Genomic DNA, 19,642 nt, shown 5'->3' on the forward strand with positions numbered 1-19,642 from the left:
AACCACATGGCAGTCCCCACATCCTTTGAGATCGTCCACAGCTGTGGACACACCAACACCCATGACCTGTCCAGCCGTTCGGCGGACCAGCGCGCCGGATACGCCCGCTGGCTCGCCGCCCGGCAGTGCACCGACTGCTGGCGGGCCGACCATCAGGCGGATGCCGCCAGCACGGCGGAGTGGCTTGCCGCCAAGCGCGCAGACGAACAGGCCGCCGCAGCGGACTGGGCAACGCAGTTCGACATGCCGCCCCTGGAGGGTCCCGAGAAGATCCTGGGCTGGGGTGAGCGCACCCGTCACCAGCTGGTGACCCGCGCGTACGCCGCCCTAGTTACCGAAGGGACCTGGGACGAAGCCGACTGGGCCCAGTTGGAGGAGCAGGTCCGGCTGCTGACGAGGGCCGGGTGGTGGGTCGACCAGCGCGAGGCCGATGGGACCGATCTGCCCGAGCTGCTGGAGGCCGCCGACGACCGCGACCGGCCCACTGAGAACCCGTTCCGGTAGGCGCGCGGCGCGGAATATAGCGGCGAAGTCCCGGTTTCGGAAACCGGGGATTCTCCGGACCCTTTGTCTTCCACCGCCGCCCAGCGCCTTCGTGGAGGACCCTCCGTGCCCGAGACCCGCCCCGTCTACCTGCCGCCCGACCCGCTCACCCCAGATCGGGACATCACCCACCAGCACTTCCGCCCCGGCGAGCATGTCGTGATCCTCAAGGGCGCCGCCGGCGGAGAGCTGTGGGGCGACGCGATGAAGGTCGTGGCGCCCTCCTGGCACACCCCCACCGACGAAGACGGGTGGCGGCTGCTCGACCCCAACGGCGGCGACCGCTCCTACGTCACGGCCCACCCCCGCTACCTGGTGCACCTCTCCAAGCGGTGCCCGGAGTGCCTGATGCACCAGAAGGCGCTGCGGGAGTACCTGGCCAAGCGCCTCGGGGACGGCGAGGAGGTCGTGGACTGCGGCTGGTACTCCCTGACCGCCCTCAACCAGCTCGTCCACGTCGCCGACGCCCGGCCCGGGCGCTGACCACGGCCATACCGCCGCCCCGAACGCGCCGGCCTTCTGCCCTCGAAATGCAACCCCCCGAGCGAGACCATGATCATTGCCATCCACTCCCGTGATGTGACCGCCGATGAAGCCCTCGCCGAGGCGCTCGGACGGGAAATCAGCATGGCCGAGGGCCTGACCACCGAGCCCGGTGGCACGGTGGTGGCCCACTCGAACCGGCTGGACCACTACGCCGATGAGGACGAGACCTGGAGCTCGGCGACGTGGGCCGACCATCTCGCCGACCCGTCGCTGGAGCACCCGCTCACCTCCGGGCCCGACGGCGACCGGCGCGCAATCCTCCACGTCACCGCGCACATGCATCCGCTGGACCGGGAGCTGAACCACGCTGAGTGGTCCGAGATCGGCTACCGGATCGCCCGTGTCGCCGGCATAGCGCCACCCGGCGACGACCAGGCATGCCAGTGGATCGCCGTCCAGGCCCAGCCCGGCCGCCTGGACGTGATCGCCAACCTCATCCGCCTCGACGGCACCTGGAGTGCCCAGCCCCGACGCCTCCTGCAGACCCTGGTCGCCGAGGCGCGGAACATCGAGGCTGATCTCCTCCTGCACTCCAGCCACCGGCAGACCTCCGCACGCCAGGACCCGGCGCCCGGTCTGGAGCACGTCGTCTCCCCGCGGGTGCCGATCGCGACCGGCCCGCTCGCGGGCATCCTGCGGCAGCTCGCCGCCGAGCAGTCCGGCCCGATTGCAGCGGTGCGTCAGCTCGTGGAAGAGGTCGGCCGACAGGCCGCCGCGCTGCCCGGCGACCAAACCGACGCCGCCGCACGGGACTTGTTCTGGGCAGCCCGCCGCCTGTACGGGCTGCAGGAGCAGCTGGGCGATATCGCCTCGCGACTCCAGCCGCCCGCACCTCCGGCCGCTCTTGCTCCGGCCCGGCCGGTACAGGCGCCTGCAGCATCGCGGGTGGCAGCCAGGTGAACGAGCCGGTCACCCCGCGCAAGGCGCCTCCCGTCACGGTCGCCCGGGACACGGACACCGGCCGGATCATCGCCCGCGGCGGTGACGGGCTGGCCCACGGCATCCTGGAACGAACCTTCTTCCTTCGTGAAGTTCACGACGCGACCTGGCATCGGATGTCGCCGACCGTTCTGCCGGCGGACCAGGCCGCAGTGGCCCAGCTCGCCGTCGCCCGGCTCCAGGCCGCGGGGTACCAGGTCGAGGCCGACGCCGAATGCGCGACGCCGACGACGCAGGACCGCTACGTGACGGACGGCCGGTCCATTGCCAACCTCGCTGCAGCCATCCGCGAGGCGGCCAGCCCGGCCGAAGTGTCTGACCGGCTGGAGGAAGTGACCGCCGCGCACGACGGCATCCTCGCCTCCCTTGACCAGCTCCTCCACTCCCTGGCCGCCGTCTACGACGGCCTCGGCGGACCTGCGGACCGGCACGTCGCGGCCCGCATGCGCTACCTGGCCGAGCACCGGCTCGGTCCCATCACCGCCGACCTGCTCCATACCCGCGCAGAACTCGCCGACCGCACCACGGCCCCAGCTCGGCCGGGCACAGCCCTCCCCGCTGCCGCCCCGCCGGCCACACCCGCGCCTACCGCCTCCGGACGGACCCGATGACCCCCGCCCCATGTTCGAGGAGCCCATGCCCGCCCCCCGCACCCTGCCCGACGACGACAGCCGCGACGTGGAGTCGTTCGCCACCATCCTCTCTGAGGAACTCCCCGGGAACTGGACCGTGCACCATCACCAACACCATCGGCACGACGACCAGTTCCTGCATGCCGAAGAGGTCTGGGACCTCAACGAAGTGGCCGCCGCCCTCGCCGAGTACGCCCTGGGCGCAGACGCCCACCTCATCCGCGACGACGGCACCCGCCTGTACGTCACCCTCCATCCCCGGCACGAAGAGGAGTTCCTGGTGGCCGCCATGGCTCCGTCCGGCGCCGCCCCGGAGGCGTTCGCCGGGGTCCGCGAACCCGACGGGATCGCCGTGCCTGCCGACCCCGAGCGCGCCGCCCGCGCCATCGCCGCCGACCTGCTGCCCCGTTACGACGTCGCTCTCGCCCAGGTCCGGCACAACGCGATGAACCCCCCGCAGCCCCTCCCGGCCCCCGGTGCTCAGGTGCAGCAGGTGGTGATGACCTGGCTCGAGGACGGTTCCCTCGCGGCCGTCACCACCGCCCGGCCGGCAGCCGAAGCCCTGGTCTCCGAAGGGTTCGTCTGGGACACCGCGGCAAGCGCGTACGTGCTCTCCGGGGATGACACCCGGTCCCAGGGCCACGCCGTCCAGGCGGCCGGAGCCCGCCTCGCCCGCCTCGGTATCGCCACCGTGCTGCGCGCTGCCGCCCGCCCTGCCGCGGAGGCCACGCTGCCCGCTGCGCCGCCCGGTGCCCGGACCACCGCCCGCACCCGGTGACCCGTACGCACCGGCCATCCACCGATACCCCCCGCAACCGGCGCCGCGTCCCACCGCTCGACGCCGCCAGCCGCCCGAGGCTCGCCCGTTTCCTGCTGCGCCGGTACCTGCGCGCCGCCGTAGTCAAAGCCGCAGGCAGCGACCTGCCCCGGCCCGAACGGCCACCGCGCGCCGCCGCGCCGGCCGCCCTCAACCACCGCCGTACCCGCTGACCGCCGTCGTGGGTACTGCACAGCCCCCTGGACCGCCCATGACCCCACCCGCCACCGCGCTCACCGGCAGCATCACCCGTCAGCTCGACCAGCTCTCCGCGCACCTGTCCCAGGCCGGGCCGCAGCAGGCCGCACAGATCCTCCAGCAGGTCCTGGACGCCGAGAACGGCGTCCTGGGCAGGCTGTCGGCCCTGGTCGGCACCGGCACCTACGTGACCAAGCACCATGCCCAGAGCGGCGTCTTCCCCGCGGAGATGTGGCTGGCCCTCGGGCGCACCGCCAACACCCTGCACGACCTCGCCCTCGACCTCGACGAACACCAGGAAGTGTTCGAGGAGATCGCCTCCCGCCGAGCCCTGACCACGTCCTCTCCGACGGCCACGCAGGCCACCGCCCTCGTGACGCGGGGGAGGCACCGTTGAGCAAGAGAGCGCAGTGGTCCGGCTGGGGTCAGGCCCAGCAGGCACAGCAGCACTACCTGGTCGAGCCTCGCTACCTCGCCGGCGGCGGGGACCTGCGGCACGTCGGCGAGTACATGCGCGCGTCGGGGTGGAAGGACATCACCCGCCAGTCCGGCACGATGCTCGCCTTCGACTCGCCCGACCAGATGGTGCGCGTCGCCTACCAGCCGCCGGGGGGCTGGCAGGTTCACGGGGCCGCGCACGGACATCAGCCGGCCTGGCAGGTCACCCTGACCCCGCAGACCCCGGTGGAGATCGTCGCGGGCCTGACCGACGCTCTCACCAAGCCGCGCTCGGCGCACGCCCCAAACGTGTGGGCGCCGCTCACCGGGAATTCGTGGAGCGTGCAGCGGGAGGACGGCCACTTCGTCGCCCAGAGCCCCGACCGGCATGCCGTCGTGCAGTACGTCAAGGCCGACGGGAACGGAAGTCAAGAGCACTGGTGGGTCGGCGCCCGCAACGAGCACGGGCCCGTGTGGAACGTGCAGGCCACCGCAAGCACCCCGCTGCACCTGATGCAGTCCCTGACTACGGCCCTGGCCGACCCGGAGCCGGTGATGCGCCCGCTCGGGCACGTACCGCTCAGCAACCGCATCCGTGTCACCTCCGTGTCCGTCCTGCCCGACCAACTCGGCGCCTGGCAGCAGGCCCGTCTCTCCGCCGCCCGCGCCGCAGCCTGGAGCCGCAACTGGGTCTCCTCCCGCGCGCGCACCGGCACCAAGGCGTCCGGCCACGCAAGGACCCGATGAACCGCCCGGCTCCCCGGCGCCGCTGAACCGCCCTCATCCCTTGGAGCTTTCGATGGCTGACGCACACACCACCCGGCTGACCGCCGAGGACATCCGTGCCTCCGCACACACCCTGCACCGCCTCACCGCACACCTGCGGACCGGCCCACACCTGGACGAGGCCCTCGCCTTGATCGCGGCGCTCGTCGACGCGGACACCGGCACCGCCGTCCGCCTCGGCGAAGCCCTGCGCGGCATTGCCCGCTACCTCGCACAGGAGACCACCGTCCCCCGCACCGACACCGTCGAGGCGACCCTGGGCGAGTACATCGAGGCCGCATCCGTCCTGCAGGACCTGCGCCTGCTCGACCTCACCCTCGAACCCCTGCGCACCGCACCCGTCCGTACCGGACCCTCCGTGGCAGCCCCGTGGCAGTAAGCCCCGCCCAGCGGGCCTCCTACGCCAACGACCACCACACGAAGATCCCTTTCGAGAAGTCACCCCGCGCCCTCGCGGGACCCGGCGACCCCCGTCACGTCACCCACGCCCTGCTCGCCTCCGGCTGGACCCTGACCTCCGCCCCCGGCGACCCCCGGATCACCCTGACCGGCCCCGACGAGGCCCGGCACCAGATGGCGATTGATCCGTTCGCCTCCGGCTCGCCGTGGCGAATCCAGTCCGCCGACTGGACGTGGAACGCCTCCTTCGACCGGATGGTGCCGGCGGAAATCATCGCTGGATTCACCGACGGTCTTCTCCACGGACCGCGCCGGGGCGACATCGGCCCGTGGGAGCACATGCAGAAGGCCGGTTGGGCTGTGGAACGCCAACCGGATGGCACCGGCCAGGCCCTCTCGCCCGCCCCGGAGCTACCGGTCCGCGTCGAGCTGCGCCCCATCTTCAACGACTCGTCCGACCACTTCGCGTGGCGCATCACCCAGCCCGACCACATAGGCATGCCGGTCTGGAAGATGTGGATCAGCGGCCCGGTCCCGGACCACCTCATGGCCGGCCTGGCCGAACAGCTCGTCTCCGACGCTCCCGTCCTGCGCGGCATGTACGACCTCGATCACTACAGCGCCCGGCAGGAGCCCAGCCTGCTCACGCCCCAGCAGGCGGTCGAGGCCCACTTCACCCGCATCGACGCCGCACAGGCCCGGGGCCGCTCCCAGCGCCGCACCCGCCTCACCACCCGCTTGCCGGCCCCGGCCGCCGCCCCGGCAGCAGCTGCCGCGTCCTCCCGCGCAACGCGCCCTTAACCCCTCCGAAGGCCCGCCCGTGCCCCACTCCGCTCGCCCCGGCATCGTCTCCGTCCCCGGTCACCGAGAGATGATCCGCCGCCTGTCCGTGTTCCTCCGCGCGGCGGACTCAGCGCTCGACGCCTGGGACCTGTACTCCGACGAGCACGCCGACCTCGACGGCTGGCCGTACGACATTGAGGCATACGACGACCGCAAGGCCGAGCGGGACCGCGCGGTGTGGATGGCGTTCAAGCCCGTGCGCGAGGAGGCCGGCGTCCTGCTCGACGCGGCCGAAGCCGACCTCGGCCGGATCCCCATTCCCTCCGTCCACAACCGGTGGGCCTGGCAACTGGCCCAACTGCGCGACGCACTCGACCAGATAGCAGCCACCAGGACGGAGTATCGAGAACTCCTCGCTGCCCATCCTCATGCGAGTCCCGAGGCCAGAGATGCTGCAGTCGACGCCCGCAACGCGGAGGCATGGAGCGCCCTGTACAGCTGGTCCGTCCACGGCCGCGCCGTCCTGGAGATCCACACCACCGCCGCGCGCACCACCCCGGGCCTGCGAATCACGGCCTTCGCGCCGCCGCCTGTTCCACCCGCCAGCGCCAGTCACACGACCCGCCGCTGAACCGCCCCCTCTCGTTTCTCTTCTGCCTTGGAGTCCGCTTGTCCCTGCGCCCGCTCGTTCTCGTCGTCGCCCCGGGTGACGACATCTATCGCGGCTACTGCCTTCGCCAGGTCGCCGACGCGTACGACGTCGCCGTCATCACCACCGGCCCCCTCACCTGGGAGCAGCCCCACGTCGTCGACCACGAGATCGTCGAGGACTTCGAGGACGAGGCCGGCCTCTTCGCCGCCGGGGAGGCGCTCGCCGCGCGCCACCTGGTCGCGGGCGTGGTGACCTGGGCGGAAGGGCATCTGACCGCAGTGGCCCGTCTGGCCGAGCACCTCGCTCTCGCCACTACCAGCGTGGAGTCGGTCCGCACCTGCCGGGACAAGGCCGCCAGCCGCGCCGTCTTCGCCACCCACGGCGTTCCGTCGGCCCAGTCCACCGCAGCGAACTCCCTGGACGAGGCGCTGGCTGCGGCCAAGGCCATCGGGTACCCGGTCGTCGTCAAGCCCGCCTCGGTCGGCGGCAGCATCGGCGTCACCAAGGCCGAGACGCAGCACGACCTGGCCGCGGCGTACGCCTTCGCCACCCGAGGTGTGCAGCTCCACGGCGGCGACAACACCGTCGTCCTCGTGGAGGAGTACCTGTCCGGCGAGGAAGTCAGCGTCGAGTGCGTCACGTACCAGGGTGTGACCACCTCAGTGGCGGTGACCCGGAAGGAACTCGGGCCGGAGCCGCTGTTCGAGGAGATCGGCCACACCCTGGCCGCCGACGACCCGCTGCTGGCCACCGTCGCGCCCATCGCCGCCTCGGCGGTGGAGGCGACCGGCACCGTGAACGGCATCCAGCACGTGGAGCTGCGGCTCACCACGTCCGGGCCCCGCGTGATCGAGGTCAACGGCCGGATCGGCGGGGACTGGATCGGCTGGGCGGTCTGGCGGGCCACCGGCCTGTCGCTGCCGCGGATCGCCGCCGATCTCGCCGTCGGCCAGGCCCCCGACCTGACCCCCACCCGGCAGGAGGCCGTCGCCATCAAGATCCTCTACGCCCCCGCCTCCGGCACCCTGGCCCAGCGGGCCATCCCCGGCAACTTCGCGGAGACCGCCGGGTGGGTGCACGGCCCCGCCTGGCTGATGGCGGAAGGCGACGAGGTCCTCCTGCCGCCCGAAGGCGACCTCGACTCCGCCCGCGTCGGCCTGTTCGCCACCCACGCCGACACCCTCGACCTCGCCATCGCTCGCCGTACCATCACCGCCAACCACATCGCCCTCACCGTCACCGCCGACGGACAGCAGTGAGCGAGCCCGGCAAGCCGCCGGTACTGGCCCAGGTCGCTCCGCGCTACCTGGCCGGCGGCGGGGACCCCCGTTGGGTGACCGCCCCGCTGCAGCAGGCGTTCCGCTGGCGGGCAGCGCACCTCCCGCTCAGCCCGGTCGTACGGCTGACCCGCCGCGACCACCAGACCGAGCTGCTGCTCAACCCAAGCCCGGACGAGCACTGGTGGACCCTGCGCCACACCGGGGCCGACAACGATGGCAAAGCGTGGACCATGCTCTTCGGCGCTCGTACTCCCGCCGAGATCGTCGCCACCGCCACCGATGCCCTCACCACCAACCCCGCCGTGAACAGCCCGGCGGACCCGCTCCAAGTCCTGGAACAGGCCGGATGGCACCGCTCCATCCTGGACCACCGCGTCGACTCACCCGACGAGTTCGTCACCGTCTCACGCCACCCCCTCGGCGCCGTGCACATCAAGGTCACCGCCTTCGACGGCCCCTGGGCCTCCGAGCCGACCGCCCGACCGGCCTGGCGGGCGTACTTCTCCGACCACACCCCGCCCCACCTGATCGCCGCGGTCCTCGCCGGCCTCGCGTCCCCGGAACCGTTGCTGCGCGACGAGAAGGAGATGGCCTCCTTCCTGCGCTACAGCGTCGGCATCGCCCGCGAACGCGTCCCCGCCCAAACGGCCGAGGACGCCCTGTGGGCCCGAATCAACCGCCTCACCGCCCACCACACCGGCCAGCCCCTGCCTCCCCAGCCGCCCGGCGGGCCGCTGCCGCGCCGCACCCGCTGAACCTCTCCCTCTTTCCCGCCACCGTCCCCTCACGGAACAGCGCCGCCCTTGCCCCAGCCCAACCCCTCCTCATCCGACGGCTACGACATAGCCTTCAAGGTCCTCTTGGGCCTGTTCGCCGTCGCCATCCCCCTCGCCCACATCGCCTGGCTCAGCGGGAACCTCACCGCCCTGCTCACCGGACACCCCTGGGCCGTCTACCGGCCCGCCGACGCCCTCATACGCCCCGACCAACTCTGGCCCGGCCTGGGAGAAACGTCCCTGCTGATCGGTGCCCGAATCCTTCCCGTACTCGCCCTGATCGCCCTCGCCGCTGTCGGCGGCGTGTGGTGGAGGCGCCACAAGGGCACCTTCGGCGGGAAGAACAAGCGCCGGGTCCAGGGCACCGCGAAGGCACGGGACATCGAGCCGCTGCTGGCCAGCGCGATCACCGCCAAGGCCCGCAGCCTGCGCCCCAGCCTGAAGGACGCCGACCGCATCGCGGCCTCCGACACCGGAATCCTCCTGGGCAACCTCCAGGGGACCCGGACCGAGATCCGCATGGGGTACGAGGACGTCGCGGTGGCGATCATGGCACCGCGCTCCGGGAAGACCACCTCGCTGGCGATCCCGTCCATTTTGGCCGCGCCCGGCGCCGTACTCCTGACCAGCAACAAGGCCGCCGGTGACGCCTATACGACCTGCTTCGACGCCCGCTGCAAGGTGGGACGGGTGTGGTCGATGGACCCTCAGCAGATCGCCCACGCCCCCCGAACCATGTGGTGGAACCCTCTGTCGGACGCGAAGTCCCTGGAGGGCGCAAACCGGCTCGCCGGCCACTTCCTCGCCGCCTCCGTGGACGCGAGCCAGCAGGGCGACTTCTGGTCCAAGGCCGGATCCAACATCTTGGCGCAGTTGCTCCTGGCCGCGGCCCTCGACAACCGCCCGATCACTGACGTGATGCAGTGGCTCGCGTTCCCCGCCGACCGCCGACCGCTCGACATCCTGCGCGACCACGGATTCACCTCCGTCGCGGCCCAGTTGAAGGGCACCGTAGAAGGCCCGCCGGAAACCCGAGACGGCATCTACGAGACCGCGAGACAGTACGCGTCCGCCCTGCTCAGCGCCGACATCGCAGCCTGGGTGACCCCCCAGAAGGACGTACCGGAGTTCCGCCCGGCCGAGTTCGTAGCCTCCACCGACACGTTGTTCCTTCTCTCCAAGGACGGTGGCGGCGGAGCCTCTGCGCTGATCGCGGCGTGCGCGGACTCGGTGATGCGGGCCGCGACCGCCCGAGCCGAACGTACCGGCGGACGTCTCGACCCGCCCATGCTCGCGATCCTCGACGAGGCCGCAAATGTGTGCAAAATCAGCGACCTCCCCGACTTGTACTCGCACCTGGGCTCGCGCGGAATCATCCCGATAACGATCTTGCAGTCCTACCGGCAGGGGCAGAAAACCTGGGGCGACGCGGGGATGGACGCCATGTGGAGCGCAGCCACGATCAAGGTCATCGGGTCCGGCATCGATGACCCGGACTTCGCGGACAAGCTCTCCCGGCTGATCGGCGACCACGACGTGGAGACGAAGTCCACCAGCATCTCCGAGTCGGGCAAGTCCACCTCGATCAGCATGCGACAGGAGCGGATCCTGCCCGCGGACCGGATCCGTGCCCTACCCAAGGGGACCGCCCTGCTCTTCGCGACCGGCCTGCGCGCCGCCATGCTCGACCTGCGCCCCTGGTATCTCGAGCCGGGCGCCGGTGAACTCGCCGCGGCGTCCAAGGCCGCCTCCGACGCCATCACCGCCCGCGCCATCTCCAAGGCCGCGCCCACGCAAGCCGACTTCAAGAAGGCCGCCTGACGGCACCCGCCCAAGCACCCCGCCCCTAAGGAGCTCCCCCTGCCTCACGAACTCCCCAACGACGACGAACTGTTCACCCTCACCCAGCGCCTGCTTTCCAGCGCGTTCCGGCTCGATGAGCTCCAGCGGCAACGCGGCGCGGTGCCCGAGCGGCTACAGGAGACAGTCCGGGCCGCCAGCGCGCTGCACCAGACCTCGCTGGTCGCCGGCCAGCTGCTCACCAAGGCCGCGCTGGGCGACGCGGCGACCACCTTCGACGGCCGAGAGGCCATCGCCCTCCTCCGCCATCTCACCGAGGCGGCCTCACTCGCCGCGGTACGCGCGGCGGACACCGTCTCTGCCCTCGCCCACAACGACACCGCGTCCGCGGGCATCCTCCTGGAGCAGGCTGCCGCCCACCTGGCCGGGACCCCGTCGGCGGTCCAGCTCGTCAGCAGCGCTCTGCTGCGGCACGAGGGCTACTTCCACGCCCACGACCGCGCCGCCCGCGAGAACCTCGGGACGGGACAGGGCGCCGTCAAGATCAGCGAAGCCCAGCGGAAGGCGCTCGCTTCCCTCGCCCGAGGCGACGGCGTCCTTCGCGAGGCGAGCAGCGGCCTGCGCGAAGTCGTGGCGCCCCTGGCCGCGTACGTGTCCGTACGGGCCTCCACGATCGACGCCCTCGCCTCCAGGGACCTGCTTACCCTCACGCCGCTCCCGACGCAGCCGGACCACTTCGGCCTGCGTGTCACCTCCGACGGCGTTCGCTCCCTCCTCGCCGCCGCTCCCCGTCCACCCCGCAGCCCGTCCCTCACCGCTCCCCTTGCGGCACCGGCGCCGAAGGCAGCGCCCCTCGTTGGCCCGCGCCGTTGACACCCCCCCTTTCGTCTCACCAGGAAGTCCTGCACCTTCACAACGCTGCCCACCAGCTTGAACTGGCCTCGATCTCCTGCCACTACATCGCCGCGTCCATCGAACGCAGCAGCGCACCGGCAGAGCACCAGAGCAGTCGGGTCCGCCCCTCGACGTTCGCCTTCCCGGCTCCCACGTCGGCGTCCAGCGCCGCTCTGCCCGCCCAGCCCGGCTCCCCGCGCAGCCGATAGCTCCGCCACCGGCAGCCGGCGCCCTCACCCACCCGCAGGAGTTCTCACGTCCCCGACCGATCCCACCGGCAGCCCCACGCCCGCCGACATCGCCCGCGCCCTCGCCACCCGCATCTCCACCGACCCGCCGCCCCCACCCCATGTCGTAACCGTCCACTTCGGGCTGCTGCGCGGCGCCGAATCCCGCTACGGAAACCGCTCATCCGGCGGATCCGTACTCGGCCTCGCCAACGCCCTGCACGCCGAGCTGTACGGCCTGCCGGGCGAACGCCCTCCGCTTCCCGGCGCGCTGGACGAACTGCTCCAGGCCACCGGGCACGACGACGACCAGAAGCTCGTGCTCGGACAGGTCGCCACCCAGCTGGAGGCCGCCGCCGCACTCATTGAGCGGGCCCGTCACCAGGCCCGCTGGCACCACCTGCCGGAGACGGTGGCCTCCCGCCTCGTGACCAGTCAAGCGCTTACTCAGCACCTGTCCGCCGAACTGCGGCAGCTGGCCCCGGCCTTCACACCGAGCGCCGCCACTCCCCCCGCACCGGCGCCGGCCCTCCCCATGCCGGCCCCGACTGCCGGAGCCCCGGTCCGATCCCGTCCCTGAACCACCCGGCCCCGTCCCGGACACCCCGACTCGCCACCGTGCGTCCCCCTGCCGCTCCGGTACCGCCCCCACCGAAAGCCCTCCTGCCCATGCCCGACGATCTCCTGTTCGACGTACCCGAGCCGCTCACCCCCGTCGAGCGACTGCTCACCCTCGCCGGCGAATTCACACGGCACAACGACACCATCGACCTCATCCGGCCCACCGCGGATTCACCTCCAGACCTGCAAGCCCACGCCGGTTCGGCGAATGACCTGGCCCACGACTCCCTCACAGCGGTCAAGTCGGTCTACGACCAGCAGTTGTACGCGAGTGCCGACCTGATCGACGCCCTGGTCCGGATCAAACAGCTCGCCTACCTCAGCAGCGAGGCCGCCCGCCACCTGACCGAGGCGCAAGAAGCACTCGCCGCTGCGCCCGAGCACTCCGGCCTACCCGAAGGCGTCAGCCGCCAGATCCAACTGGCGCAGGAGCTGACCGCCCTCGCCGCGGGAGCGGTCGTCGAGTCGGCCGCCACCGTCGCCCGGGAAACACAGCGGCGACGACCTGCCGCCGCCACGGCAGCCGACGGCCTGAACACCGCCGAGCTCGCTGCGCTCCACGCCGCCGCCCGAGGCCATGTCGTGATGGCCCAGAGCATGGGCCGCGAGTACGTCCACAGCCGCGACCACCGGGTACGGATCAGCACCCTGCGCTCCCTGGAGAGCAAGGGGCTCATCGCACGCGAGCCCGGCTCCGCGCCGCCCGCCTTCTACGGCGGGCCGCCTCAAGACCGCATCGGCCTCACCCGCGGCGGCACGGGCGCCGTGGCGGCACTCCTCGCCGCCCCCGCCGCCGCCCCGACCGTCTCGGCCCCCGCCGCAGTCCCGGCCCCCACGGCGCCGGCGCCCGCACGAAACCGCTGACGGCGAGCGTCTCCTTCCCCCCGACCCGCCCCATGCCGATCCCGCCGAGCCCCGCGGCGGACGGCAGCACCTCGCAAGGACCCCCCATCCCCACCACCACCAGGCCCCTCGCCACGCCCCGACGAACGCCTCCCGCCGGCGAGACCACCACCCGCCCGGCCCTGCGCGCACTGTCGCTAGGTGCCGGGATTCAAAGCTCGGCCCTGCTGTGCCTGTCCGCGGACGGCACCCTCCCCAAGATCGACATCGCGGTCTTCGCCGACACCGGCTGGGAGCCGAGGAAGGTGTACGAGCACCTCGACCGCCTCGAACGGGAAGTCGCCGCACCGGCAGGAATCCCGATCGTTCGCGTGTCCTCGGGCAACATCCGCGAAGACGCACTAAACCCGAGCCACCGTTTCGCCTCCATGCCGCTTTACATCCTCAATAAGGACGGAAAGCAAGGGATGACCCGGCGGCAATGCACGGGTGAATATAAAATCAAACCGATCAAGAAAAAGATCCGCGACATCCTCGGATACCCCTATCCGACCAGGGTACCGAAGGGTGTATTCGTCGAGCAGTGGGTCGGCATCAGTACGGACGAATTCCATCGGGCGAAGGACTCCGGCGTCCAGTACATGCACAACGCCCATCCACTCATCGATATGGGCTGGTCAAGGTCGGACTGCGTCCGCTATCTGAGCAACCTCGGTTTGGCTGACACGCCCAAGTCGAGCTGCCTAGGCTGCCCTTTTCACGGAAATGCCCAGTGGCGGATCATCAGAGATTCCTCCCCGGGCGAGTGGGCCGATGTCGTCGAATTCGACGCGGCCATACGCCAGGGCAACGCCCGCGCGAACGCGAACGGAAACCGGCTGCTCGGACAGGCTTATCTGCACCGATCCCGGGTGCCGCTTTCCGAGGCCCCGATCGACCATGTCACCGCCGCGGAGTGGGCTGCCCTGCAGCAGGAGACCGACGTACGGGACGCCGAGGAACTCGAAGCCGGGGTCGTGGACGGCTGCTCGCCGTGGGCCTGTCGGGGCGAGCAGAGCTCACCGGACCGCGACGGCTTCGGGCTGGCCGTATGAGAGACCTCGTCCTGGACCTCTTCGCCGGTCCGGGCGGCTGGGGGCACGCCCTGCACGTCCTGGGGGTGCGCGACGTCGGCCTGGAGTGGGACGAATGGGCCTGCAAGACCCGTGCGGCAACCGGGCAGACCACGATCCGCACCGACGTCGCGCTCTACCCTGTCCGCCCCTTCGTCGGCCGAACCCGCGGCCTGATAGCGAGCCCGCCCTGCCAGGCGTGGAGCATGGCCGGCAAGCGCCTCGGTCTGGTCGACCAGCCCCTCGTCCACCAGGCCGTGGCAGACCTGGCCGCCGGACGGGACACCCGACCCCAACTCCTCTCAGCCTGCCAGGACCCGCGGTCGCTGCTGGCCGCCGAGCCGATGCGCTACCTCCACGCCCTGCACCAGGCCGGCCAGCCGGAATGGGTGCTGATGGAAGAGGTCCCGGACGTCGCACCGCTGTGGAAGCAGTACGCCGCGGTGCTGCGCACCTGGGGGTTCTCCGCCTGGAGCGGCATCTTGAACGCGGCCGACTTCGGTGTGCCGCAGACCCGGCGGCGGGCGATCCTCATCGCCTCCCGTACGCGCCGGGCGGTCCCGCCCGAACCCACGCACGCCAAGTTCGTCGAACCGGAGTCCCTGTTCGGGCCCGGCCGGCACAAGTGGGTGTCCATGGCTGAGGCCCTCGGCTGGGGCCGCACCGACGGTCCCGTGCCCACCGTGTGCGCCGGCGGCGGTCCCGGCGGCGGACCGGAACCCTTCCCCTCCGGCTCCCGCAAGACGCTGTCCGACGCCCGCGACCGCGGCGCCTGGCAGAACCCCCCGCACCGCCCGACGCCCGGCCGGAATCCCAAGATCGCATCGCCGTGCTGGTGCGGTGCCGGGTCGTCGCCCTCGTCACCGCACTGCGCGGGAGAAGGGGACTGGGTCTTGCGCAGCAACAGCCAGGCGAACGCGGCGGTCCGCGCCGTCACCGAGCCGGCCGCCACTCTGTTCTTCGGGAACCGGGCCAACGAGTGCGTCTGGACCACCCGGTCCACCACCCCCGCGGGCTCAGCGGCAGAGGGAGAACCGCCGGCGATCCGGATCACCGCCGAGGAGGCCGGGATCCTGCAGTCCTTCCCGGCGTCCTACCCGTGGCAGGGCAACAAGGGCCAGCGCTTCTCACAGATCGGCAACGCGGTACCCCCGCTGCTCGCAGCCCACTTGATCGCGCCCCACGTGGAACGCACGGTCAGCCGCGACGACTTCGTCCTGGCGGCGTGATGACCAACCACGCCCGCACCGAGGCAGAGGCAGAGCTCCCCGAGGACCCAGCGCCGACGCCGGTGGTCCACTACGCCGAGCAGGCGCTGCTCGGCGCCCTGCTCCTAGTCCCCGAGAGGCTGAAGACCATCGGGCTCCTCGAGCCCGAGCACTTCGCCAACACCGCCCACAGCGCACTGTTCGCGGCGATGCGCACCGTGTCCCCGCCCGCCCCCGAGGTCCACCGCACCAGCCCCGTGTGGCCGAACCAGCTCCTTGCCGCCGCACAGCCCCAGGCCCGAGCGCTGACGGCGGCCTACCTTCACCTCCTGATCAGCGTCTGCCCCACCGATGCCCACGCCCCGGCCTACGCGCAGATGGTCCGCTCCGGACACGCCCGCCGCGTCCTGCGTCAGCACGCCGGCTTCCTCGCCCAGGCCGCCCGTACCCCCGGGCCCGACCCGGCCGGGGTTGTCCTCGCCCGGGCCGACCAGCTCGCCGTCTATCTCGACGAGCTGGCCACGGCCTTTCCCTCCCACCCCGGTTCAATGCCCCGGACCCCGCCTGCTCCCGAACCGGCAGCGGAGACGTCCACGGAGGCGGAGGACCAGGAGCGGATGCTGCTCGCCACAGCCACCGCCCACCCCGAGGAACTGCCCCGGATGCGGTGGCTGCACGAAAGCGACTTCACGGTCCCCTCGCACGCCGCCCTGTTCGCCTGCCTGACCACACTTGCCCGCCGGGGTGCACCGGTGGACCCCATCACCCTGCTGTGGGAAGCCCAGCAGCGCGGCTTGCTCCACAAGGGTTTCGGGCCCACCGAGTTCCTCGACCTGGTCTCCCACCCCGCCGGGGCACCCGAGCACTGGGGCCAGAAAATCCTCCAGCGCGCTCTCCTCAGCCAGGCCGCCTCCGTCGCGGCCCGCATCGAAACGCTCACCGCGGACCAGGCCACCTCCGTCCACCAACTGGCCACCGGCAGCCGGCGCGCCCTCGCCGCACTGTCATCCACCCGGGCTCGCTGGCACCAGGCCACCAGCTACCCCGTCGAGAACGCCCCCGCCCCTCAGCCCACGGCATCGCGTACTCCATCCGTCCGCAGCCCGACCGCACGAGCCGGCCCCGCCACGCGCACCCCGGCCCGGCCCGGCCGATGACCAACCCACCCCAACCGAAGGCCCCTCATGTCTCACGCCGCCGCCGACGCCCACATCCGATTCACCCTCCACCCGGACCACCACCCGAGCGTCATCGCGACGACATCCGGCCCCACGAGCGACGCCGCCCGCTCTCACCTGCACGACCTCGGCTTCCGCAGCACCGGCCCGGACACCATGGTCCTCGCTCGCATCGATCACGAGGAGCCGTACTACGCCAACGCCGCGGCCACGCAGCTGAGCCGGTATGGCTTCACCGTCGAGATCACCCCGCCCCTCCAGGAAGAGATCGACACGGAGTGGTCCTGGGGCAACTACCCGTACCCCTGGTGCACCCGCGACGAAGTCCGCGAGGTGAGCGCCGAGGCCCAGCGCATCCACGACGACATCGCCGAGGGCCGCTTGATCATCCAACTCCACGCCGACGACGGCCACACCACCGTCGCCGTCGGCACCTACACCAGCGGCCTTCGCCGCACCATCCACCTCCACGGAGAGAACCACCTCCGTCAGATCACCCAGGAGTACGACGACGAAGCAGAGGCACTCGGCGAGTTCCACAAGCTGTACACCGTCGCCGTCCGTCCCGGCCCCGCTCCTCTAACCGAACGCGAGCAATCCGCACGCAACGCGCTCACAGCCAGCATCCGAAACGAGAACGCGCCTGCCAGGAACCTCGCAGGGGCCGCCGCCACGTCGGCCGTCAAGGCTGCGGCGCCGCCGACCGCCGGCCCCGGCGAGCACGAGGCGTTCCTCGCATCCTTCCTGGACTCCAGCCCTCAGTGGGAGAAGTACAGGACCTGGAGCGACGAGACGACCATCGTCTCCCACGAAAGCCTGACCTCCAGAGCCGAGTTCGACCACGAGGCCCGCCATCGCACGGACACCGCCTGGACGTTCGCCGAGTACGACGGGCCTGTCGGCGAGAGGCTTTGGCGTGCCACGGTTACCGTCGGCACCCCCGTCCCCCTCATCCAGGCGATGCTGAGTCACCTCGATGCCCCGGTCCCCATAAGCGCCACAGAACCGCACTCCGCGCTGCAGGATGCCGGATGGCACCCTGCTAGCCACCCGGCGCGTACCACCTGGCAAGCACCGAACCGCAGCATGACCTTCGAGCACACCCCCCGCTCGAACGACGAGGGGTGGGCCATGTACGGCGGGGAGGACCTTAATAAGATCGCCTGGGCTATCCGCCTCTCTCCTGGTGTTCCGCACGACCTGCTTGCTCGGCTCACCGAAGCCGCCTCCGACCTGTACGAAGCGACCGGGCATCCGGCCGTTCGCCAGCGGCAGCCGGCGCCCGTTCCCCGGCTCCCTGCCGTCGTGCCTTGCCCGCGTTCTCGTGTTGTTCGCTGACCGGTGCCGTCCGCAACGACGCGGCACCGCTCCGGATGCTGCGTCCGGGCACTGGCACATTCAGGTCAGCGACTCCAGCAGGTCTGTCGCCGCCGCCTGGGCCAGCCCGGTCAGCGGGGTGGTCTTCCCCGTACGGCGATGCACACGCTCGACGTTGGCACACAGCATTAGCCGGGCCAGGCGGCCGGCCCGGGTACCGAGGACATCGGCGAACTCTGCCAGCACCCGACTCGCCAAGGCCGGCACGGGGAGGGACGCCGACCACAGGCAGGCCGCGTCGTACCCGACCGGCGCCATGCCCCAGCTCTCCCAGTCCAACACGGTCAACTCCGGGCCGGTCAAGTTGGCCCATCCGATGTCCCCATGGGCACATGCCCACTCGGTGACGGTCGTGTCGACCTGGTCGCCGTATGCCTCGCGGATTCGTCCGGTCAGATGGTCCTGGCCGAGACCGACCCGCTCCGTGGGGTGCCCGGCCAGCGCGACCAGGGCGTCGCGGAGTTCCACCCACCAGGTGGGCGGTAGCTCTGGGTCGCGGTCGACGCTGCCGGTCGGGGAGATGGACGGCGAGGCGGCGAGGCTCATCTCATCGACCCGCCACACCACGCCCCGGGCCGGATCGTGCCATTGGGAGCCGGCGAACCATTCCGGGCGCGGCACCCCGTGCACGGCGACCGACGCCTCGATGCCGGTCCAGGCCGCCGAGCTGAGCCGTTCGGGGCGGCACCACGCCAGCCGTAGCCACGTGCCCACCTCGGTCTCGAAGCCGGCCGTGCCGTTGAAGCGGGAGTAGTGGCCACGGGTAGGGTCCAGGACGCGGCCGGTGCGCTTCTGGGCCTCGGCCAGGACGTCGTCGTGCGCAACGGTGCGAAGGTCATCCAGGGTGGGCTGCACGTAGGTCTCCTTTTCCGTGGGCCCTGGCCCGTAGCAGTTCCCGGTACTCGCCGATCATCTGCGTGCTCGGCACGAGCCGGACAGCGGCGGCGAGCTCGTCGAGGTGGCCCGGGCAGGATGTGCCCACGGCGACGCGGGAGACGGCGGGGAGGGCGAATGCAGCGGCAAGTCCGGCCTGCACGGCGGTCGCTTGCTGACCGGGCTGCAAGAACACCGTGGCATCGACCTTCGACCAGACCGGATCGGACGGGTTGCCCGCAAAGGGTGCCATACCCCAGACGTCGTCCGCGCCGAGCATGGTGGTGAACTGCTCCCCGGCGTACAGCACCGGTTCGGATACGGAGAGGCCGGCGCGCACCATCACCACGTCCGGCCTCACCTTTACCTCAGCTGCCGCGTGGACGAGCGGTCTCGGATCCCAGGTCGCAATTCCCCAGGCCCGGCACAAGCCCCTGCGGACGCAGGCGGCCAGGGTCTCGCAGGCGTCGGCGAGGCGGTCTGGGTCGTGCTCGGGGTTGTGGAGGAGCACCGTGTCGGGTGTCCTGCCCAGGGTGTCTGCTGATTCGGCGACAGCCTGGTTCAGGCGGACAGGATCGAGGCTGTGTCCGTCGGGGAAGTAGCCGACCTTCGTCGACACCTCGAACTCGTCCAGCAGGGGGCCGGCGACACGCCTGAGGACCTGATGGCCGGCGAAGCGGTCGTAGTTGAAGGCGGTGTCCACCGCCCGGACACCAGCCG

The 19,642-nt window shown here is 71.4% G+C and carries 23 protein-coding genes; 19 read left to right on the forward strand and 4 right to left on the reverse strand.

The window, feature by feature from the left end; translation table 11 throughout:
• Positions 1-6: 6 nt before the first annotated feature.
• The 14 genes from AB0D94_RS08380 to AB0D94_RS08445 all read left to right on the forward strand — a co-directional run bounded on the left by AB0D94_RS08380 (position 7) and on the right by AB0D94_RS08445 (position 11,462).
• The gene (locus tag AB0D94_RS08380; protein ID WP_362047481.1) at positions 7-504 is read left to right on the forward strand and encodes a hypothetical protein; all 498 of its coding nucleotides are present in this window, start codon (positions 7-9) and stop codon (positions 502-504) included.
• Between the two features lie 105 nt (positions 505-609).
• Positions 610-1,026, forward strand: coding sequence for a hypothetical protein (locus tag AB0D94_RS08385; RefSeq protein ID WP_362047484.1), 417 nt, complete (start codon positions 610-612; stop codon positions 1,024-1,026).
• Between the two features lie 96 nt (positions 1,027-1,122).
• Positions 1,123-1,989: a relaxase/mobilization nuclease gene (locus AB0D94_RS08390; RefSeq protein WP_362047487.1), complete on the forward strand. Its 867-nt coding sequence runs from the start codon at positions 1,123-1,125 to the stop codon at positions 1,987-1,989.
• Positions 1,986-2,639, forward strand: a complete 654-nt coding sequence (locus AB0D94_RS08395) for a hypothetical protein (protein ID WP_362047490.1) — start codon at positions 1,986-1,988, stop codon at positions 2,637-2,639. The genes AB0D94_RS08390 and AB0D94_RS08395 overlap by 4 nt, the downstream gene beginning before the upstream one ends.
• A gap of 10 nt (positions 2,640-2,649) precedes the next feature.
• Positions 2,650-3,438 (forward strand): hypothetical protein, encoded by a 789-nt coding sequence (locus AB0D94_RS08400; protein WP_362047493.1) that lies wholly within the window; start codon positions 2,650-2,652, stop codon positions 3,436-3,438.
• A 250-nt stretch (positions 3,439-3,688) separates the two neighbouring features.
• Positions 3,689-4,072 (forward strand): hypothetical protein, encoded by a 384-nt coding sequence (locus tag AB0D94_RS08405; RefSeq protein ID WP_362047496.1) that lies wholly within the window; start codon positions 3,689-3,691, stop codon positions 4,070-4,072.
• Positions 4,069-4,860, forward strand: a complete 792-nt coding sequence (locus AB0D94_RS08410; RefSeq protein ID WP_362047499.1) for a DUF317 domain-containing protein — start codon at positions 4,069-4,071, stop codon at positions 4,858-4,860. The genes AB0D94_RS08405 and AB0D94_RS08410 overlap by 4 nt, the downstream gene beginning before the upstream one ends.
• Before the next feature lie 52 nt (positions 4,861-4,912).
• Positions 4,913-5,278, forward strand: coding sequence for a hypothetical protein (locus AB0D94_RS08415; protein ID WP_362047502.1), 366 nt, complete (start codon positions 4,913-4,915; stop codon positions 5,276-5,278).
• Positions 5,269-6,099, forward strand: a complete 831-nt coding sequence (locus AB0D94_RS08420; RefSeq protein ID WP_362047505.1) for a DUF317 domain-containing protein — start codon at positions 5,269-5,271, stop codon at positions 6,097-6,099. The genes AB0D94_RS08415 and AB0D94_RS08420 overlap by 10 nt, the downstream gene beginning before the upstream one ends.
• Before the next feature lie 19 nt (positions 6,100-6,118).
• Positions 6,119-6,712 (forward strand): hypothetical protein, encoded by a 594-nt coding sequence (locus AB0D94_RS08425; protein WP_362047508.1) that lies wholly within the window; start codon positions 6,119-6,121, stop codon positions 6,710-6,712.
• A 38-nt stretch (positions 6,713-6,750) separates the two neighbouring features.
• The gene (locus tag AB0D94_RS08430; RefSeq protein ID WP_362047511.1) at positions 6,751-7,992 is read left to right on the forward strand and encodes an ATP-grasp domain-containing protein; all 1,242 of its coding nucleotides are present in this window, start codon (positions 6,751-6,753) and stop codon (positions 7,990-7,992) included.
• Positions 7,989-8,768: a DUF317 domain-containing protein gene (locus AB0D94_RS08435; protein ID WP_362047514.1), complete on the forward strand. Its 780-nt coding sequence runs from the start codon at positions 7,989-7,991 to the stop codon at positions 8,766-8,768. Before AB0D94_RS08430 ends, AB0D94_RS08435 begins: the two co-directional genes overlap by 4 nt.
• Before the next feature lie 48 nt (positions 8,769-8,816).
• Positions 8,817-10,610, forward strand: a complete 1,794-nt coding sequence (locus AB0D94_RS08440) for a TraM recognition domain-containing protein (protein WP_362047517.1) — start codon at positions 8,817-8,819, stop codon at positions 10,608-10,610.
• A 141-nt stretch (positions 10,611-10,751) separates the two neighbouring features.
• Positions 10,752-11,462, forward strand: coding sequence for a hypothetical protein (locus AB0D94_RS08445; protein WP_362047520.1), 711 nt, complete (start codon positions 10,752-10,754; stop codon positions 11,460-11,462).
• Positions 11,463-11,544: 82 nt separating this feature from the next.
• On the opposite strand, the gene AB0D94_RS08450 is transcribed toward AB0D94_RS08445, so the two are convergent.
• Together AB0D94_RS08450 and AB0D94_RS08455 are read right to left on the reverse strand one after the other, a co-directional pair.
• Positions 11,545-11,724: a hypothetical protein gene (locus tag AB0D94_RS08450; protein ID WP_362047523.1), complete on the reverse strand. Its 180-nt coding sequence runs from the start codon at positions 11,722-11,724 to the stop codon at positions 11,545-11,547.
• Between the two features lie 167 nt (positions 11,725-11,891).
• Positions 11,892-12,110, reverse strand: coding sequence for a hypothetical protein (locus AB0D94_RS08455; RefSeq protein ID WP_362047525.1), 219 nt, complete (start codon positions 12,108-12,110; stop codon positions 11,892-11,894).
• 269 nt (positions 12,111-12,379) lie between these two features.
• Here AB0D94_RS08455 and AB0D94_RS08460 point away from each other — a divergent pair, with 269 nt between their 5' ends.
• The 5 genes from AB0D94_RS08460 to AB0D94_RS08480 all read left to right on the forward strand — a co-directional run bounded on the left by AB0D94_RS08460 (position 12,380) and on the right by AB0D94_RS08480 (position 18,010).
• Positions 12,380-13,195, forward strand: a complete 816-nt coding sequence (locus AB0D94_RS08460; protein WP_362047528.1) for a hypothetical protein — start codon at positions 12,380-12,382, stop codon at positions 13,193-13,195.
• 203 nt (positions 13,196-13,398) lie between these two features.
• Positions 13,399-14,268, forward strand: coding sequence for a hypothetical protein (locus AB0D94_RS08465; RefSeq protein ID WP_362047649.1), 870 nt, complete (start codon positions 13,399-13,401; stop codon positions 14,266-14,268).
• A complete protein-coding gene (locus AB0D94_RS08470) occupies positions 14,265-15,515 on the forward strand; it encodes a DNA cytosine methyltransferase (RefSeq protein ID WP_362047531.1) in 1,251 nt (416 codons plus the stop codon). The genes AB0D94_RS08465 and AB0D94_RS08470 overlap by 4 nt, the downstream gene beginning before the upstream one ends.
• The gene (locus tag AB0D94_RS08475) at positions 15,515-16,651 is read left to right on the forward strand and encodes a DnaB-like helicase N-terminal domain-containing protein (protein WP_362047534.1); all 1,137 of its coding nucleotides are present in this window, start codon (positions 15,515-15,517) and stop codon (positions 16,649-16,651) included. The genes AB0D94_RS08470 and AB0D94_RS08475 overlap by 1 nt, the downstream gene beginning before the upstream one ends.
• A 27-nt stretch (positions 16,652-16,678) precedes the next feature.
• Positions 16,679-18,010 carry a DUF317 domain-containing protein gene (locus tag AB0D94_RS08480; RefSeq protein ID WP_362047537.1) on the forward strand — a complete coding sequence of 444 codons (1,332 nt, stop codon included), beginning with the start codon at positions 16,679-16,681 and terminating at the stop codon, positions 18,008-18,010.
• Positions 18,011-18,070: 60 nt separating this feature from the next.
• On the opposite strand, the gene AB0D94_RS08485 is transcribed toward AB0D94_RS08480, so the two are convergent.
• Positions 18,071-18,904, reverse strand: coding sequence for an aminoglycoside phosphotransferase (locus AB0D94_RS08485; protein ID WP_362047540.1), 834 nt, complete (start codon positions 18,902-18,904; stop codon positions 18,071-18,073).
• A complete protein-coding gene (locus tag AB0D94_RS08490; RefSeq protein WP_362047543.1) occupies positions 18,885-19,625 on the reverse strand; it encodes an aldo/keto reductase in 741 nt (246 codons plus the stop codon). The genes AB0D94_RS08485 and AB0D94_RS08490 overlap by 20 nt, the downstream gene beginning before the upstream one ends.
• Between the last annotated feature and the right edge of the window lie 17 nt (positions 19,626-19,642).

It is taken from the genome of Streptomyces sp. NPDC048255, from assembly GCF_040652415.1.
In the GTDB taxonomy this organism is placed as follows: Bacteria; Actinomycetota; Actinomycetes; order Streptomycetales; family Streptomycetaceae; genus Streptomyces.

Coding starts and splice junctions, on each gene's coding strand:
- AB0D94_RS08380 (WP_362047481.1), top strand. CDS start 7: ATGGCAGTCCCCACATCCTTTGAGATCGTCCACAGCTGTGGACACACC.
- AB0D94_RS08400 (WP_362047493.1), top strand. CDS start 2,650: ATGTTCGAGGAGCCCATGCCCGCCCCCCGCACCCTGCCCGACGACGAC.
- AB0D94_RS08405 (WP_362047496.1), top strand. CDS start 3,689: ATGACCCCACCCGCCACCGCGCTCACCGGCAGCATCACCCGTCAGCTC.
- AB0D94_RS08415 (WP_362047502.1), top strand. CDS start 4,913: ATGGCTGACGCACACACCACCCGGCTGACCGCCGAGGACATCCGTGCC.
- AB0D94_RS08460 (WP_362047528.1), top strand. CDS start 12,380: ATGCCCGACGATCTCCTGTTCGACGTACCCGAGCCGCTCACCCCCGTC.
- AB0D94_RS08470 (WP_362047531.1), top strand. CDS start 14,265: ATGAGAGACCTCGTCCTGGACCTCTTCGCCGGTCCGGGCGGCTGGGGG.
- AB0D94_RS08475 (WP_362047534.1), top strand. CDS start 15,515: ATGACCAACCACGCCCGCACCGAGGCAGAGGCAGAGCTCCCCGAGGAC.
- AB0D94_RS08480 (WP_362047537.1), top strand. CDS start 16,679: ATGTCTCACGCCGCCGCCGACGCCCACATCCGATTCACCCTCCACCCG.